General features: G+C 41.8%; 12 protein-coding genes. 7 read left to right on the top strand and 5 right to left on the bottom strand.

Features of this window, described 5'->3' with window-relative positions; all coding sequences use genetic code 11:
• Window positions 1-139: 139 nt before the first annotated feature.
• Together acs and E0H82_RS08230 are read left to right on the top strand one after the other, a co-directional pair.
• Window positions 140-2,089 carry an acetate--CoA ligase gene (gene acs / locus E0H82_RS08235; protein WP_131264188.1) on the top strand — a complete coding sequence of 650 codons (1,950 nt, stop codon included), beginning with the start codon at window positions 140-142 and terminating at the stop codon, window positions 2,087-2,089.
• 213 nt (window positions 2,090-2,302) lie between these two features.
• Window positions 2,303-2,638: a hypothetical protein gene (locus E0H82_RS08230; protein ID WP_131264187.1), complete on the top strand. Its 336-nt coding sequence runs from the start codon at window positions 2,303-2,305 to the stop codon at window positions 2,636-2,638.
• 150 nt (window positions 2,639-2,788) lie between these two features.
• Here the strand turns inward: E0H82_RS08230 and sfnG are convergent, their stop codons facing one another.
• Window positions 2,789-3,886 (bottom strand): dimethylsulfone monooxygenase SfnG, encoded by a 1,098-nt coding sequence (gene sfnG / locus E0H82_RS08225; protein ID WP_131264186.1) that lies wholly within the window; start codon window positions 3,884-3,886, stop codon window positions 2,789-2,791.
• Between the two features lie 26 nt (window positions 3,887-3,912).
• Complete coding sequence (msuE, locus tag E0H82_RS08220) at window positions 3,913-4,647, bottom strand: FMN reductase (RefSeq protein ID WP_131264185.1); 735 nt, start codon at window positions 4,645-4,647, stop codon at window positions 3,913-3,915.
• A gap of 369 nt (window positions 4,648-5,016) precedes the next feature.
• Here msuE and E0H82_RS08215 point away from each other — a divergent pair, with 369 nt between their 5' ends.
• Window positions 5,017-5,667 carry a response regulator gene (locus E0H82_RS08215; RefSeq protein WP_116759105.1) on the top strand — a complete coding sequence of 217 codons (651 nt, stop codon included), beginning with the start codon at window positions 5,017-5,019 and terminating at the stop codon, window positions 5,665-5,667.
• A 64-nt stretch (window positions 5,668-5,731) separates the two neighbouring features.
• Here the strand turns inward: E0H82_RS08215 and E0H82_RS08210 are convergent, their stop codons facing one another.
• On the bottom strand, window positions 5,732-6,499 hold the full coding sequence (locus E0H82_RS08210; protein ID WP_131264184.1) for a hypothetical protein: 768 nt from the start codon (window positions 6,497-6,499) through the stop codon (window positions 5,732-5,734).
• Window positions 6,500-6,934: 435 nt separating this feature from the next.
• Window positions 6,935-10,426, bottom strand: a complete 3,492-nt coding sequence (locus E0H82_RS08205) for a PAS domain-containing hybrid sensor histidine kinase/response regulator (RefSeq protein WP_131264183.1) — start codon at window positions 10,424-10,426, stop codon at window positions 6,935-6,937.
• Between the two features lie 184 nt (window positions 10,427-10,610).
• Between E0H82_RS08205 and E0H82_RS08200 the strand changes: the two genes are divergently transcribed.
• The 4 genes from E0H82_RS08200 to E0H82_RS08185 all read left to right on the top strand — a co-directional run bounded on the left by E0H82_RS08200 (window position 10,611) and on the right by E0H82_RS08185 (window position 15,683).
• Window positions 10,611-10,943, top strand: a complete 333-nt coding sequence (locus E0H82_RS08200) for a DUF485 domain-containing protein (protein ID WP_131264182.1) — start codon at window positions 10,611-10,613, stop codon at window positions 10,941-10,943.
• Window positions 10,943-12,658, top strand: coding sequence for a cation acetate symporter (locus E0H82_RS08195; RefSeq protein WP_131264181.1), 1,716 nt, complete (start codon window positions 10,943-10,945; stop codon window positions 12,656-12,658). Before E0H82_RS08200 ends, E0H82_RS08195 begins: the two co-directional genes overlap by 1 nt.
• Window positions 12,659-12,857: 199 nt before the next feature.
• Window positions 12,858-13,541 carry an ion channel gene (locus E0H82_RS08190; protein ID WP_131264180.1) on the top strand — a complete coding sequence of 228 codons (684 nt, stop codon included), beginning with the start codon at window positions 12,858-12,860 and terminating at the stop codon, window positions 13,539-13,541.
• Window positions 13,542-13,709: 168 nt separating this feature from the next.
• Complete coding sequence (locus E0H82_RS08185) at window positions 13,710-15,683, top strand: BCCT family transporter (protein ID WP_131264179.1); 1,974 nt, start codon at window positions 13,710-13,712, stop codon at window positions 15,681-15,683.
• Window positions 15,684-15,735: 52 nt separating this feature from the next.
• On the opposite strand, the gene omp33-36 is transcribed toward E0H82_RS08185, so the two are convergent.
• A complete protein-coding gene (omp33-36, locus tag E0H82_RS08180) occupies window positions 15,736-16,638 on the bottom strand; it encodes a porin Omp33-36 (protein ID WP_131264178.1) in 903 nt (300 codons plus the stop codon).
• Window positions 16,639-17,635 lie beyond the last annotated feature (997 nt).

Genomic DNA, 17,635 nt, shown 5'->3' with positions numbered 1-17,635 from the left:
GCTGTATAAATAATAAACGACCAAAGCATGATTGTAGTGTCTAAAAAATAGCCTGAATACTGCCCGGATGTGGCAATAAAAAATCTATAACGTGGCATACATCTCGTGATGAGATGAAAAAGATCAAGGAAGTATGAATATGAAAGAAGTCTATCCTGTTCCAGAAGAATTTAAAAAAACTGCACGTACCAATGAAGCCGAATATTTTGAACGTTATCAGCAATCCATTGAGCATCCTGAAGATTTTTGGGCAGAGCAAGCACAAAAATTAGATTGGATCACCCCATTTACCCAAGTCAAAAATACCAATTTTGATAAAGAGAACTTTAAAATTGAATGGTTTGCCGATGGTGAATTGAATGTCTGTGCCAACTGCCTAGATCGACACTTAAAAGAACATCCGTATAAACCTGCCATTATTTGGGAGGGAGACCATCCTTCACGGCATAAAATAATTTCGTATCTGGAATTGCACAATGAAGTGTGTCGATTTGCCAATGTGTTGAAGAAAAATGGGGTTAAAAAAGGTGATCGGGTGGTGCTGTATATGCCCATGGTGTCGGAAGCTGCCATTTCGATGTTGGCTTGCGCGCGTATTGGTGCCGTGCACTGCGTGGTTTTTGGTGGATTTTCTCCCGATTCTTTGGCCAGTCGAATTGAAGACAGTCAGGCGAAAATCGTGATTACGGCTGACTCAGGCATGCGAGGTGGCAAACCGATTTTCCTGAAAGAGAATGTCGATGCTGCTTTAAGTTTGGCGGGTACAGAGTCGGTGCAAAATGTAATCGTGGTACACCGTACGGGCAATCCGATTGAGATGAAAGTCCCGCGTGATTTGTGGTATCACATGGAAATTATGTCGGTAAATGACATTTGCCCACCTGAACCCATGAAGGCGGAAGATCCCTTATTTATTTTATATACCTCGGGTTCTACAGGTAAGCCGAAAGGGGTGCTGCATACCACAGGCGGCTACTTGACCTATGTGAACAGCACTTTCCGTGAAGTATTCGATTTAAAACAAGATGATATTTTTTGGTGTACCGCAGATGTGGGCTGGATTACAGGACATTCCTATGTGATTTATGGCCCACTTTCGAATGGTGCAACCACGGTCATGTTTGAAGGTGTGCCGCAATATCCAAGTTGGGCGCGTACGGGGCATATTGTCGATAAGCACAATGTCAGCATTTTATATACTGCACCTACGGCTATTCGTTCCATGATGCGTGAAGGCGATGCTTTTGTGCGAGAGAGTGATCGGAGCAGTTTACGTTTATTGGGTTCGGTGGGTGAACCAATTAATCCTGAAGCATGGAACTGGTATTACACCGTTGTCGGCGAAAGCCGCTGCCCGATTGTGGATACATGGTGGCAAACAGAGACGGGTGGTATTTTAATTTCCCCATTACCTGGTGCAACGGATTTAAAACCAGGCTCTGCTACACGTCCCATGTTTGGGATTCAACCCGCTTTGGTCGATGCAGAAGGTAAAGAACTGGAAGGTGAGGCCGAAGGCAATCTGATTATTAAGGATTCTTGGCCGGGACAAATGCGAACCATTTGGGGTGATCCAGCCCGCTTTATTGAAGCCTATTTCTCGACTTATCCGGGCAGCTATTTCACTGGCGATGGCGCAAGACGCGATAAAGATGGTTATTACTGGATTACCGGCCGTGTCGATGATGTTTTGAATGTTGCAGGGCATCGTTTAGGTACGGCTGAAATTGAAAGTGCCTTGGTGGCACATGAAGCGGTGGCCGAAGCCGCCGTGGTGGGGATGCCGCATGAGATTAAAGGACAGGGCATTTGTACATTTGTGACCTTACAAGCCGATGTTGCTGAGTCGGAAGAACTGAGAGCCGAACTGGTGGCGTGGGTGCGCAAAGTGCTCGGTCCTGTTGCCACACCCGATGCTTTACATTGGGCACCTGCTTTACCCAAAACACGTTCGGGTAAAATCATGCGTCGAATTTTAAGGAAAATTGCCGCGAATGAATTGGATAGTTTAGGGGATACTTCAACCTTAGCCGACCCACAGGTGGTGGAGGTTCTGATCGCCAATGTTTATCCAAAAACATCGCCTTAAAACAGCGTTGATTGGGTTTTAAATGGAGAGGCGATTTAAGGTAAGAAGCAGAGTAAAGTGCTGCTTCTTACGAATATCGATATGAAAATAATTTAACATTTGGTTAAATTTAATCCTTTTTAAGATCTTGAAAAAATGATGTAAATTAAAATTTTTTAAGTTGACGAGTCAGATTTAATTCTGTAGATTTTCTTTTTGTGAGGATCTTTTCAAATGATTTTTCAATCTATTTTGACGCAATTCCAAACGCTCTCTTCTGGCACAGATGCCTTCAAAAAACTCAAACAGCTCTGTGAGCAAAATATTCCGCTTGCTACAGATTCATCTGAACAAACGGCTTTATTTTTAATTTATGGCTTTGCTAAAAATTACGTATTACTCTACGAAGATCAAGCTGTTACCTCTGAGTTTGCCCAAGCTGCCAAACAGCAGTTATTGAATTATATGTTGCAATTGGACGGTGCAATTCAGACAGGTCAAAAAGACCATATTTTGGACAGTTTGAATCAGGTAACCGCAGATTATATGCAAAGTTCTAGAGTGTTTTAAGACCGCGTATACAAACGGTTACTTAGATGATTTAAATTTGCTTTACCCAAAAAAAATCCCTTAAGCCGAGTCTTAAGGGAAATTTGGCGTTGCCATGTTATTGTGGTTATGGGTTCATGAAATCAGTCTGCTTAAATTGTAATGCAACAGTTAAGCAGACTTTGCTTGTACACGCTGTTGTGCTTCAAGTTCACGAACCAAGGGCAACACCTTTGCGCCGAAGTATTCGACTTCTTCAATAAAATGTAAGAAGCCAGATAAAATTAGATCTACCCCCACTTGTTTTAACTCAATAATTCGCTGGGCAATCTGTTCAGGCGTACCAATCAGATTGGTTTTAAATCCATCGTTATATTGCACTAAATCTTCAAAAATCGATTTTGCCCAGTTGCCTTCGCCTTCTATTGTTGCGGCCCCTGCTTCACGCGTGGCATCACCAAAGGCATTAACGGCTGAAATATTGGCTTTGGCAATAATTTCCTGTAATACCGCTTGAGCCTCTTCTTCTGTATCACGGGCAATAATGAAGGCATTTACCCCAATTTTGACCTGATGACCATTTAGTTTGGCTTTCTCGCGAATATCATCAATTTGTTTTTTTAGTTCTTCAGCGGTATTGCCATTGGTGAAATACCAGTCCGAAACGCGGGCAGCCATATCACGTGCGGCACGAGAGCTTCCCCCCTGAAAGATTTCAATATGAGGTTGCTGCACAGGCTTTGGTTTTAAAGTGTAGTCATTAAATTGGTAATAACGGCCTTGAAAACTAAAATGATCCTGTGTCCAAATTCCTTTTAGGCTTCGAATGAATTCTTCTGAACGGGCATAACGCTGATCATGCTCAGGCCATTCCTCACCAATGGCATCAAACTCGCCTTTAAACCAACCACTGACCACATTAATTGCAATACGTCCTTGCGATAAGTGATCAATGGTGGCCAATTGTTTTGCAGCCAAAGCTGGCTTCCAAGGGCCGGGCAAAATCGCAGCGATCACTTTGAGCTTTTCTGTTTTCGCCAATAGACCCTGACTAAAACTGACCGATTCATGTTGATTTTCTGCACCATAACCAGCGGTAAAGCGAATTTGAGTCAGTGCATACGCAAAGCCATTTTGCTCAGCCGTTTGCGCCAAACGAACATTGTAGTCATAACTCCAGTCAGTACGCTGTTCAATGTCACTAACGACCAAGCCACCACTGACATTGGGCACCCAATAGGCAAAAAGAACGTCATTATGTTGTGTCATGCGGAGACCCCCAAAAGGTTTAATTTTTATGCAACATGGCTTTGTAGCGGCTTTTTTGCATGCAGCCGAGACTCAGCAGCATCTAAACTTGGCACTGCGGCAGAAGGTAAAACTTCGGCCTGTTCAATTTGCGTATTAATGCCCAAAGTTTGATTGGCATGTTGTGATTTTTCTTTGATGACATCGGCACGTTGTCCTTTGGCTGGCGCCCATTCCAAAATAGGTAAGGCACGTGCAACAGCCAGAGTAATACGGTCACGTAGCAGTTCACTGTGAATGGTATATTCTGGGGTGAAATCGCGGTCTGTGGCATACACACCAATCGGGAGTGTTTGCGCTTGGAAAAAGCTAAATAGTGGACGCAGTTGATGTTCCAGCACCAAGGCATGACGGTCACTTCCTCCAGACGCAGCCAGTAGTACAGGAACATCAACCAATGCAGTTTGTTCAACAAAGTCAAAGAAATGTTTGAAAAGTCCAGTAAATGAAGCGCGATAAACGGGTGTACCCACAATTAAGGCATCGGCTGCTTCTACTGCGGCTAAATCATCTTGAATACGTTGTGGTAATTGATGGCGATAAATGGCCCCTCCCAATAAATGCCCAATTTCGCTGAATTTAATAAAATGAACATTGATTGGAGTGGCAGCACTCAATTCATTTAGAATTTCTTGAACCAAGGCTTCGGTTTTAGACGGTGTATTTAAACCACCCGACACCGCGACAATATTGAGAGGTTTGGTTTGAAGAGAAAATGACATAGCAAATAACCTAAAAGCAGTTTTGGAATATTTGCTATTTATCAACAGGCGCAAAGCAGCTGTAAAATAAGGAAAAACAGATTCATTATCTGATTTTAAGATATATCTAAAAATGCTGATGTTTGTAGCGAAAATTTGAATTAATTGGTTGAATTATCAATTTATATTGCAAATGAATAAGGATTTTTAATTTAAGAATTAGATTTATAGTAAATTCAGATTTGTTTTTCGACTTTTTTGAAAACCCGCATACCGACGATTTCCCTATTTTTTGTAGTTATTTAAAAAATAGTTAATATTTGCATATCCTTAAGGGCACATGTATGGTTAGAATAAGAATTACTGTGCACTAGATCTCTTACGCTGCTTATGAATATTTTAATCGTTGATGATCATCCGTTGTTTCGTCATGCTTTGATTCAAGCCGTTCGCTATAGCTTACCGCAAGCCCAAATTAATGAGACAGCCGCAGTAAATGAATTTTATGAACGTTTAGAAAAAGGTCCTGAACCCGATTTGGTCTTGTTGGACCTGAATTTGCCTGGTGCATCAGGTTTTTCTGCATTGGTTCATGTCCGTGCACAACATCCTTCACTGCCGATTATTGTGGTTTCTGCACATGAAGAAGTGTCTATTATTCAGCGTGCCATTGCACATGGTGCTATGGGCTATATTCCGAAGTCAGCGCATCCGAGCCATATTGGTGAAGCGATTCGCCAAGTCTTGGAAGGTGAAATTTGGTTACCACCAAATTTACCAAGCAATATGACTTTTGATCCGCGTGCAGCAGATGAAACTGAATTGGCAGAGCGCATTCAATCGCTGACCCCACAACAGTTCCGTGTGTTAATGATGGTTGCGGAAGGTTTGCTTAATAAGCAGATTGCCTATGAACTGGATGTATCAGAAGCCACGATTAAAGCACACGTGACGGCCATTTTCCGTAAATTAGGGGTGCAAAATCGTACTCAGGCGGTATTGGCCATTAATGCTTTGAATATTGATGAAAAGAAAATGTAAGGCTGTGAAGCACAAAAAATAAAGACCTATTAGAGGTCTTTATTTTTGTCTATATAAAACTGTATTAAGCCAAACAGTCTTGTTTGTACACGGTGTTGTCACAATAAAGTGGATTGAGTGCACATTCCAATTCATCAATTTGTTCTTGGCTAATATAACCTTTCGATTTTAAATATTCTGCGACGCGATCATCTCTTAAGCTCAAGAATGCAGCGTCATAGACGCCTAAATCTACAAACAATGCAGCGGTTTCTAAACTGTTAAAACGGTCAAGATAGATTTGATTGTCATGCATGAGGAAGATGTGATCGTATGGGTCATTTACATCGACCATCAACCAATTTGCCAATTCAAGCGGTGGTGTTTTAATAAAGAGTAGATCAGACAGTTCATCAAATTGGCTGGTGTCCAACTGGTCTAAATTGGTTTTCACTTTACCCAACCATGCTTTGAATACCAGTACAGCACCGCCACGAAGTAACATGCTCCAAATTTGATGACGAATTGCAGGGCTTAAACTGCGTGTTTCGGCTTGGAGCACTTGTAACAGTTTTTCCTCTTGTAGCGTGAGTTTTTCAAACAGGCCTAGCCCTTGTGGTTTATATTCAGCAGGGGTAAACACATCAAAATTGAGTTCGTCAAAAACTTGCAGTGCAAGCGGGACAGCACTTTGATAGAGGGTATTCAGCGCTTCAACATGAGTTGGGGTAATTTTACTTTGTTCAAATATCTGGTTCCAATCAATATCAGGCAGTAGTGCATTCACACCATAAAGGCGATGGAATTGTTGAGCTTGATGTAAATCATGTGGAACCATGTCTGAAATGTTCATGGAGGTCTCCTGAAAGCTTGTACAATGTGGGCGAGCATTGACAATTGAGCCATTGGTCTTGTGAATTTTTTTGCTCGGGGATGTCCTCATTTATGGAATTTCTACTTTGGAAAATGTATAAGACTAAAGTCGTATATGGTGGAAAATAAGTAATAAATATCAATAAAATGATGAGGTTGAAATTTTGTAACTAAGTGTACAACTGTACATTAATGTAACCTGAATGAATCTGCCATAGCCAAAAAAACAAAAGGCGAGAATGACTCCCTAATTTTTTGTAATTTTTTTATTTTCAATCATTTAATTTTATATATAGCCGTTGCAAATGGCATGGACTAAAATTTTTTGCCGTTGTTGAGGTCATAGTTGGCATTTTAAAGCAAAATGGTGCATTCAGAACACTCTGAATGCACCGTAGATTTGTACAATCGGAGCTTAGTCACTGGAAATTTTTAGTCCAGATAACCATGATCTGAGCGAGGCAGGCTTTAAAGGTTTCCTTAACAAGACAATGTTCAGTTCTTTTAAAGTCTGTGGCAATTCAGGATCAGAGTCTGCCGTAATGAGTGCGACGGGTACTTTTTCTTGACGATTTTGCAAAATAAAGTCCAGTCCTATTTTTTCATCATTTAAATGTTGGTCGACCAACCACACCTGAATGTTTTCTTGCTGAATTAAGGCAAGGGCTTGCTCAGGTTCTGTGGCTTTAAAGACTTGATAGCCCCATTTGGTTAGTAGGGTACTCATTCCTTCTAAAATGGTTTCATCATTGTCCAAGCATAAAATCCGATAGGCTTTGGTTTTTAATGGAATAGCCTGCACAGGTGTAGTGGTGATTTTGGGTGCTGCGACTACGGGTACTTCAATCATGAAGCAAGAGCCTTTCCCGAGTTCGGAATAGACATGTACTGGATAATCTAACAGGCCTGTCATGCGTTGTACGATTGCCAAACCTAGCCCTAGCCCCTGTTCACCCCAAGGGGAGGTGTGTCCGCAACGCTCAAACTCTTGAAACAGCTTGATTCGCTGCTCTTCAGCAATACCAGGCCCAGTATCCCAAACTCCAATCCGAATATGCTGTGGGCGTTCTGAAGCACGCAGAACCCCCACAATGACCCGTCCTTTGGCTGTATAGCGTAAGGCATTGCTGACAAAGTTCTGAATAATACGGCGAATCCATTGTGGGTCGGTATCAATCCAGAACTGAGCATCATGCACATGCAGTTGAATACCACGTTGTGCTGCAATCGATTTAAACTGTAATTCTAAGTCGCTCAACAAGTCATGTAGCGGATAGGCTTGACGTTTCGGTTGAATTGTACCGCCTTCTAAGCGAGCAATATCCAATAATGCCGATAACATACTTTCCGCACCATGCAACGCACGATCTAGTTGTTGTAAGGTTTTACGGTCTTCTTCGGATTGAACACTTTGCTCTAAAGCTGTACTGAACAAACGTGCAGCATGCATGGGTTGTAACAGGTCATGACTGGCTGCGGCAATAAATCGGCTTTTCGACATATTGGCTTTATCTGCCTGTTCACGTGCTACTTGTTGTTCTGTCAAAGCATCAGCAAGCTGTTGGGTCCGATCTTGCACCCGTGCCTCTAACATCGCTTCATTTTCTCGGAATGCGGTAATGTCGGCAAAGGTGGTCACAAACCCCCCACCTTCAATCGGATTACCACGCATTTGAATGACGCGACCATCTTTACGAATCCGTTCAAATTCGTGTGCACTGCCGACTTTCATCCAGTGAATACGCTTACGCACATGTTCTTCAACTGAACCTGGTCCACATTCACCACGTTCTGCGTTATACCGAATCAAATCGGCAATTGGGCAACCGACATAGGCCAGATCTTTAGGATAATCGAATAATTTAAGATATTGATTATTCCACGCCACCAAGCACATGTTTTCATCGACCACACTCACGCCTTGGGTCATGTGATCGATCATGGTCATAATCAGGTTTTGATTAAAGCGTTGCCATTGAGAGGCTTGGTCTAAAATATTGGCTACTTGCCCCAAAGCTAAGCCATTATTGACCATCGCGGTCGTCAATAAGGTACGTGCAGACGCTGCACCAATGGTGCCCGCCAAATACTGTTCCGTAAAGCGCCACCACATGCCATTGGCGCTGCTGTTGGCATTTAAAACCACATTATTTTGCTGACAGAATTGTTCAAAAGCTCGGGTTGTAGGTCCATCTCCAGTAATACGTTTGGCTAAGGTAATTAAATCTGCAACTTTTAAGCGTGCTACATCATGATGTAAATAGTTGATTTCAGAAGATGTATTTTGTGCAGGCAAGGGCTTGGTTTCATAATAGAAGAAGCTTTCGGCTTGAATCTGTTCTGCAATACTTGGTCTGAAAATACGAGAAATCCAAATGTACAGCAGAATGTTGAGTCCCAAAGCCCAAATCACGCCGTGGGTTAATGGAGCAAAAGATTCAAAACCCAGTAGGGCTTCTGGACGTAACCAGCTCATGCCGAATGGGCCATGAAGTAAAAACTGCATGGTGAAAGCGGTGTAATCTTCGGGGAAGCTGCGTAATATGGTGGGGAGCAATAGGGTATAAGCCCACATCATGAAACCAACACTTAATCCTGCGTAAACACCTTGTTTACTCCCGCCACGCCAGTACAAGCCGCCAATCAGGGCAGGGGCAAATTGTGCCACGGCACTAAAAGCCAATAAGCCAAATACAGAGAGCTGATTAATATCATTAAAGAAACGAAAGAATAAAAAGCCCAGTAACATGACTGCTAAAATACAGACGCGACGGGTGAATTTCAGTACCAAAGGCATGCGTTTATCATGCCGAGAAAGGAAATTAAAGTGCCATAGAGCAGGCATGATCAAGTCATTGCTGAGCATAATCGACAATGCGACTGAAGACACCAATAACATGCCTGTCGAGGCAGAGAATCCACCTAAAAATGCCAAGATGGTGAGCCAATCTTGATTGTAACTAATGGGCAGTGAAAGTACTGCAACATCGGGAATCGCTAAATATTCAGGTGCAGCATGTAATGCCCAACTAGCAATCGGAATAATGGCCAGTGTGGTGAGAATCAGATAAATGGCAAACCAGCGTCGTGCACCACGAATATGTTTTTCATCACGCAATTCGACCACGGCCACATGGAATTGGCGGGGTAAACAGATGATGGCTAAAGCGGCTAACAGCGTTTGAATCCAGAAGGTTTCCGGTACGCCAAAAAGTTGGACATCTTTGAAAGTTTTGGCCACATCATGCGAAATTTGTCCGAGATTTTCAGGCTCGGCGAAAACAAAGAAAATGGCCACGCACAGCAAGGCGAATAATTTGACGAAAGATTCAAACGCCACAGCAAGCATTAATCCACCATGCTGTTCGGTATTGGCGATCTGCCTTGTGCCGAAAATCATAGCCAAAATAGCCAGAATCCCTGTCAGGAAAAGCACACTGTTGGTGGTGCTTTCCAACCCCGTATTTTGTTGCAAGATAACGGTTGCACTCAGCGCAATCGCGCGCAGTTGCAGTGCAAGATAAGGAATAATGGCAATTACAGCCAAAATGGTGACCAGTGACGCCAAGGGGCCACTTTTACCATAGCGTGCTGCCATAAAGTCGGCAATTGAAGAAATGGCATGGTGTTGGCGCACACGACCGAGCCTGCGCCAAATGTCATAGCCCAAAGCAACGAACAGTAAGGGACCTAAATAAATCGGCAGAAAGATAATGCCTTCCCGAACTGCGGCACCTGTTGCACCGTAAAAAGTCCATGAAGAACAATACACGCCTAAAGTTAAGCTGAATAACAGCATCCGTCCGCGCGTGCTTAGACGAGTTGCATGTTTTTCGCCATAGAAGGCACAAATAAAAAGTAATACGATGTAAAGGGCGAGAACGCCAATAATAAGCCAACTGTTCATAGTGCCGAATTGTCCCGAGTTACGGGCTTATCATAGCCTATTCAAGTTCATGGCAGTTTGATTTGATTAAAATTTAACGACCAAAGTCTAAATTACAAGAACCCTACAACATTGTTAAGTTTGTATACGAAATAATTCAAATTAAAAATGCGTCTATGGCTGGACGCTTCACAGGAGCAAGATTATGGATGAGGTTCAGGTAAACCAGATTCTACAAAATCCCAAATTTAAGGAAATGGTCAGTCGCAAAAGTAAACTCAGCTGGACACTGACGACCATTATGTTAGTTGTGTATGTTGGTTTCATGCTGTTGGTTGGCTATAACAAAGAGTTTTTGATGACTTCAGCCAGTGGTGGTGTGACCACGATTGGTATGCCATTGGGTTTAAGCATTATTGTATTGTCTTTCGTTTTATGTGCCGTGTATTCGTATATTGCGAATAACAAACTCGATCCATTAAATGAAGAAGCAATGCGTGAAGTCAAAGCAATTGCGCAAGAGAAAGGACAGCACTAATGAAATGGAATTCGTTGAAAGCACTTACAGTCGCTGCAACTACCCTATTGGCTTCAAGTGTTGCACTTGCGAGTCCAGATTTAGGTACAGCTGAACAACAAGCGACCAACTGGCATGCGATTATCATGTTTGCCATTTTTGTTGGTTTTACCTTGTTTATTACCAAATGGGCGGCAAAACAAACCACCAGCACCACAGACTTCTATACAGCAGGTGGTGGGATTTCAGGTTTCCAAAATGGTTTAGCAATTGCGGGTGACTATATGTCCGCAGCGTCATTCTTGGGTATTTCCGCAATGGTTTTCAGCTCAGGTTTTGACGGCTTGCTGTATTCATTGGGTTTCATGGTGGGTTGGCCAATCGTATTGTTCTTGGTGGCTGAACGTTTACGTAACTTAGGTAAGTTCAACTTATCTGACGTGGTGTCATTCCGTTTAGCGGAAAAACCAGTACGTACACTTGCAGCAGTCAGTTCATTGGTTGTGGTGGCGTTCTATCTGATTGCTCAGATGGTGGGTGCGGGTCAGCTGATTAAACTTTTATTTGGTTTGAACTACAACATTGCTGTGGTGATTGTTGGTCTTCTTATGATGGCTTACGTAATCTTCGGTGGGATGTTGGCAACGACTTGGGTACAGATTATTAAAGCGGTAATGCTTTTGTCTGGCGCAACATTCATGGCATTTATGGTCATGAAAGGCGTGGGCTTCAGCTTCGCTGAAATGTTCTCTCAATCGATTGATGTTTTTGCAAAAGTACATGAAATTACTGTATCTGAAGCAGGCAATATCATGGGCCCTGGTAAACTGGCAGCGAACCCAATTGATGCGATTTCTTTAGGTCTTGCATTGATGTTCGGTACAGCAGGTCTACCTCACATCTTAATGCGTTTCTTTACCGTTAAAGATGCAAAAGAAGCACGTAAATCAGTGGTTGTAGCAACAGGTTTCATTGGCTACTTCTACCTTTTAACCTTCATTATCGGCTTTGGTGCGATCCTTTATGTATCGAACAACCCACAGTTCCTTGATGTTGCGAAAATGGCAATGACTGGCAAGCTAGAGCTTGTTGGTGGTAACAACATGGCTGCGGTTCACTTGTCTGATGCACTTGGCGGTGACTTGTTCATGGGCTTCATTTCAGCAGTGGCGTTCGCAACCATTCTTGCAGTTGTTGCAGGTCTAACATTGTCTGGTGCTTCAGCAATCTCGCATGACTTGTATGCAAACGTATTCAAGAAAGGTCAAACTACACCTGAATCTGAACTTCGCATGTCTAAAATTGCAACTTTAGGTTTGGCTATTTTTGCGATGATTTTGGGTATTTTGTTCGAAAAACAAAACGTTGCTTTCATGGTAGGTCTAGCATTCTCTGTAGCGGCATGTGCGAACTTCCCAGTACTTGTATTGTCAATGTTCTGGAAAGGTTTAACCACACGTGGTGCGGTCATGGGTGGCCTTGCGGGTCTAATCACTGCAGTTGTACTGATTGTCTTAGCGAAAGCAGTTTGGGTCGATACATTGGGTATTTCTGATACGCCAATCAACCCATTCAATGGTCCAGCAATCTTTGCAATGCCATTGGCATTCTTCTGCTGCTGGTTGTTCTCTGTGACAGATAACTCTGCACGTGCTCAAGCAGAACGTAAAGCATTTGATGCACAGTATGTACGCTCTATGACAGGTATTGGTATTTCAGGCGCATCTGATCACTAATTCTGTATCAAGCAATAAAAAAGCTCCGTTAGGGGCTTTTTTATTGTGTATTCAAAGTCACACAATAATGAACACCAAATATCTACTAGACCCAACTCACTAAATACGCTAAAACAGAATCAGCAAAAGAAAAGATTCCTCAAAAACAAGTAAAAACAAAGATTTGAGATAACTCCATTTATTGATAAGGCAGACCAATATGCAAGTGATGATCGACTTCTGGAAAGGATTTCGCTTATTGCCATCGGCATGGTTATTGTTGGTTCAATTTTGTATGTTGTGGCTGTCGATAATCGGTCATCGGGGGTTGTCATATCGGGCATTTATGTGGTGTCTGGGGGTATTGGCCTTACTCATCATTGCCAAAGTAATTCGACAAACGCCGGTTTATACTTTTTTGGGTTTAAGCTTTGTCGGAGGGGCTTTTATTTTTTCTTTTCTTATTTTGTTGGGCTTCGACACCGTAGCGATACAGGTTATTGCACACAGTTTTGAAAGTTTGGCTTATTTTTTGGCAGCCTATGGTTTGGTCCGTTATATGTTTGCAGACCGTTATTTAACCAAAGATGAAATGTTTGCAGCAGGTGCTGTGTTTACGCTCATCGCTTGGGGTTTTGCGTTCTTATACAATATTTGCCAACTCCTGATGCCCAATAGTTTCCAAAGTCCAACTGCGGGTCTGCAATCTTGGTTGAACCTGTTATTTTTAAGTTTTAGTTTACAGTCTGCTACAGGGCTATCCGATATTATGCCAATGACTCCAGCAACGCGTATTTTGGCGATGTTACAAATGTTTTGCGGCGTCATGTATTTGGCCTTAATTGTGTCCAGACTCATTGCGCTACAATATATTCGGCATAATCCTCGCCAAAATAATGACTAATGCAACGCGGTAAATCGTTACAGGAATTGAACTGCCTCGGCTGACAATATTTATTATCATCATCAAGAATTGTTAAAATTTAACAGATTCACTTCTTAATAAGACTCGCGAAATTAACCTGATTGGTTTCATCTTTTTTACATTTATAAAAATCTTCTGGGGGAAATTATGCCTTCCATCAAGACGTCTCCATTTGCCAATGTCAAACGGAATGTATTTTTAAGTACTGTCGCCATTATCGTGCTCTTTTTGGCTTTAATTTTATTTGACCCAAGTGGTTTTGAAAATTTAACCAAGCATTTAAATCAATGGATTATTGATTCTTTTAGCTGGTTTTATGTTTTAGCAGTTGCGTTCTTTCTTATTTTACTTATTTTTGTCGCTATGTCGGATATGGGTAAAATTAAACTGGGACCCGATCATAGTAGTCCCGAATACAGTAAAAGCTCTTGGTTTGCGATGCTATTTACTGCTGGTATGGGAATTGGACTGATGTTTTTTGGCGTGGCTGAACCCGTCATGCATTATGTCAATCCACCGACTGGAGAAGGGGAAACTTTAGCTGCGGCCCAACAAGCAATGCGGATTACTTTTTTCCATTGGGGCTTACATGCATGGGCCATCTACGCACTAGTGGGATTATCACTGGCTTACTTTTCTTTTCGGCATAATTTGCCGCTTAAAGTCCGCTCAGCATTGTATCCGCTGGTCGGCAAAAAAATATATGGTCCTGTGGGTGATGCAGTCGACACCTTTGCAACTTTGGGCACCATTTTTGGGGTAGCCACCACACTCGGTTTTGGGGTCACACAAATTAATTCAGGCTTGAATTACTTATTCGGTATTCAGCAAAGTGTTGCTATTCAAGTGGGGCTGATTATTTTTGTCAGCTTTTTAGCGGCATTATCGGTCGGCTTTGGTTTGGATAAAGGGATTAAACGCCTGTCTGAGCTGAATCTGATTCTTGCTCTGGTTTTACTCTTATTCGTTTTTTTCGCGAGTTCCTCAATTTATATCCTACAAACCAGCATTCAAAATGCAGGGCAATATATCTCCAACTTGTTCACGATGACCTTCAACTTGTACGCCTACCAACCCAATGGCTGGATTGGTGGTTGGACCATTATGTATTGGGCATGGTGGATTTCATGGTCACCATTTGTCGGGATGTTTATTGCCCGGGTATCCCGTGGACGCAGTATTCGAGAGTTTATTGTGGGCGTGTTATTTATCCCGACAGGTTTTACTTTAATCTGGATGGGCTTTATGGGTAATGCGGCGCTGTTCAGTATTATTCACGATGGGCAAAGCTCCTTGATTGCAGCGGTGCAGCAAGATTCATCCGTGGCACTATTTGAGTTTCTGACACATCTTCCATTTGCACAAATTTCTTGCCTGATTGCAACGGTACTGGTGGTGCTATTCTTTGTCACTTCTGCCGATTCAGGCTCACTTGTGATTGATTACTTAACCGCAGAAAGTGAAAACTCACCTTTATGGCAGCGATTATTTTGGACGGTTTTAATTGCACTGCTCTCGATTATTTTGTTGGTGGCAGGTGGCTTGGCAGCATTACAGTCCGCCACCATTATGAGTGCTTTACCATTTACCTTTATTATGTTGTTAATGTGTTGGGGTTTAATCAAAGCACTCCGTTTGGATTTGACCAAAATGCAAGCGCTGCAAGAAGCCCGTATTACACCACGAGCCATTCAAAATCCACGCAGTTGGCAACAGCGTTTGGGATTGATCATGCATTATCCGCATACCCAACAAGAAGTGGAACAGTTTATTCAACAAGATGTGCAGCACGCTTTTCTGCAAGTACAAAAGGAATTTCAGCGCCGTCAGCTTGAAGTGACCATTCGACCGATTGAACAGGGATTGCAATTGCGCGTTGATCATCACAATGAAATCAATTTTATTTACCAAGTCGTTTCACGTAAAACTCAGCCGCCGAGTTTTATGGCAGATGCACGAGAGCAAGATCAGCCGTTCTATCAAGCTGAAGTTTTCTTGCGCGAAGGTGGACAAAATTATGATGTGATGGATTGGACCTTGGAGGATTTACTGCAAGATATTATTGATCAGTACGAACGTCATCTTCATTTCTTGAGTTTGGTTCGTAGCCCGAACGTATAAGCAATAAAAAAGGACGCATGTAGCGTCCTTTTTTGATTCAGTGTCTAATCAATTAGAAACGGAATTTAGCATTTAAGCCAACAGTTTGCGTATCACCAGCATATGAAACCGCTTGGCCTTTATCTGCTTGGTAGTTAGCATTTACGTAACTCGCACCTACAGCAACTGCTGGAGTGATGAAGTAGTTCACGTTTGCACCCCAAGCTGAGTCAGGTGTACCTTCGTAGCTAGATTCAGCATAAGAAGCGCCAACACTTAATTTAGGGTTTAAATAAAGGTCAGTTTTCAATTGGTATGCAGTTGCATCACCGTAAACAAGGCCAGATTCAAAACCGATTGACATGTTTGTGCCGTCAATGTTGCCTACATATTTAGTACGCGCTGTGATTGCATCTTGGTCTTCACCAATCGTTGCAGTTTCACCAACAGCTTTAACCGCACCATTGCTCATTACGTTGAACGCATCAAGAGCAAATTGGTCAGCAACGTTGGTATAACCTACAGCAACCAAGAAGTTTGGCGCAGCTAAAGCACCCACTTCCAATGCATAACGGTCACCGTTGTCTTCAAGAGTAGCAGTTTGGTTGTTTTTCGCATCTAAAATTGTGTGGCTGTAAGACGCGCTTGCATATACAGGTACAAATTTAGTTGGTACATAAGCTTCAGCTTTAGCGCCGTAGTTATGTGCAGTAACATCAAAACCGTTCGAACTTAATTCAGCATAGTTATATGCCAAAGAAACATTAGACGCTTGGTTTAAGAAAGCTGCTTCAGCTAATGGACCTTTAGAAGAATCTACATCTTTAAAGTAGTAAGTACCTTGCACACCACCAGTAAAGTCTTTGTCATTTACAGTGGTATCTGCGTACTCAGACTGACCTTGTACTTCGAATTGGTATGCTTGAGCACCGGTCATGGCTAATAATAATGCAGTGGCTAAACCGAGTTTTTTCATGAGTGTTACCAGTTTGTTAGAATGGATTAAACAAGTGGCATTGTATTGTAACAATTTATTTAGTCAATTAAACCCGTGTTACAGATTGCAGCGCGCATATACATGGAATAAGTGATGTACAGAAAGTAGACAAATGGAAAAATTTGTGTCAACCTTTTAAAAAAGACAGGGATTACAATTAAATAAGTTCATTCTTTTCTCATTTTTCGGCACAAGAATGCGGCCAAACAAGATGGCCTTTTAATTGCAAAAAAGAATGGATTATTTGAAAATAATTGTCAAAAACAATGATAAATTTCATTAAATTGCAGCAATGATTTATGACTCATCCTGAATAATTGTTCAAAATTTAATTAAATATTGCGAAAAATGTAACATTTGGATTTTTAATAAGCTATTTTCTGCCGTTAATGAGACTTGTTTCGCTTAATTTGTATTAAATGTGTTTTTATATAAAACAAAGCAATTTAATCGGCTTTACATCTGAAGAAAAGAAAGACATAATAATTGAGTAATCAGATCATGTTTCATGCAAATAGTGTGATAGCTGCCTGATTCTCCACAAAAAGTTTTAGTTTAGTTTATCGCCCAACTTTCCCCAAGGTTGGGCTTTTTTTTGCTTTTAAAAACATGAATTGTGACTTAAAAATATCAACATAGCACTAGAGGGGCTAAGGTGGTGTATGTTTGCAATCGACTGGGTTATAAGGAGTCAGTGAACTTGTCGCAATGCATTTTAGTTATGGGAGATGTGCCTTAAATAGGCAGATTAGGGAAGTATTAAATTGATATATTGCACCAATATGGTGCTTCAATGCTGTGAATTGAGTTGATCTTAACATTTGGATTTAATTACATAATAAAAAAAATCCCAGTTTAAATAAATAAACCGGGATTTTTTCGCCAAAAAACAGGGAAATTTAAAAATATCTGCTGAGGATGAAATTAAAAACGCCCTAATGTTGTGCATTATGCACCATAATGGATCAAAAGTAAA

The sequence above is a fragment of the Acinetobacter sp. ANC 4910 genome, assembly GCF_004331035.1.
GTDB lineage: Bacteria > Pseudomonadota > Gammaproteobacteria > Pseudomonadales > Moraxellaceae > Acinetobacter.
Note: the sequence above shows the minus strand (reverse complement) of the source record. Positions and strands in the feature narration are given on the sequence as shown.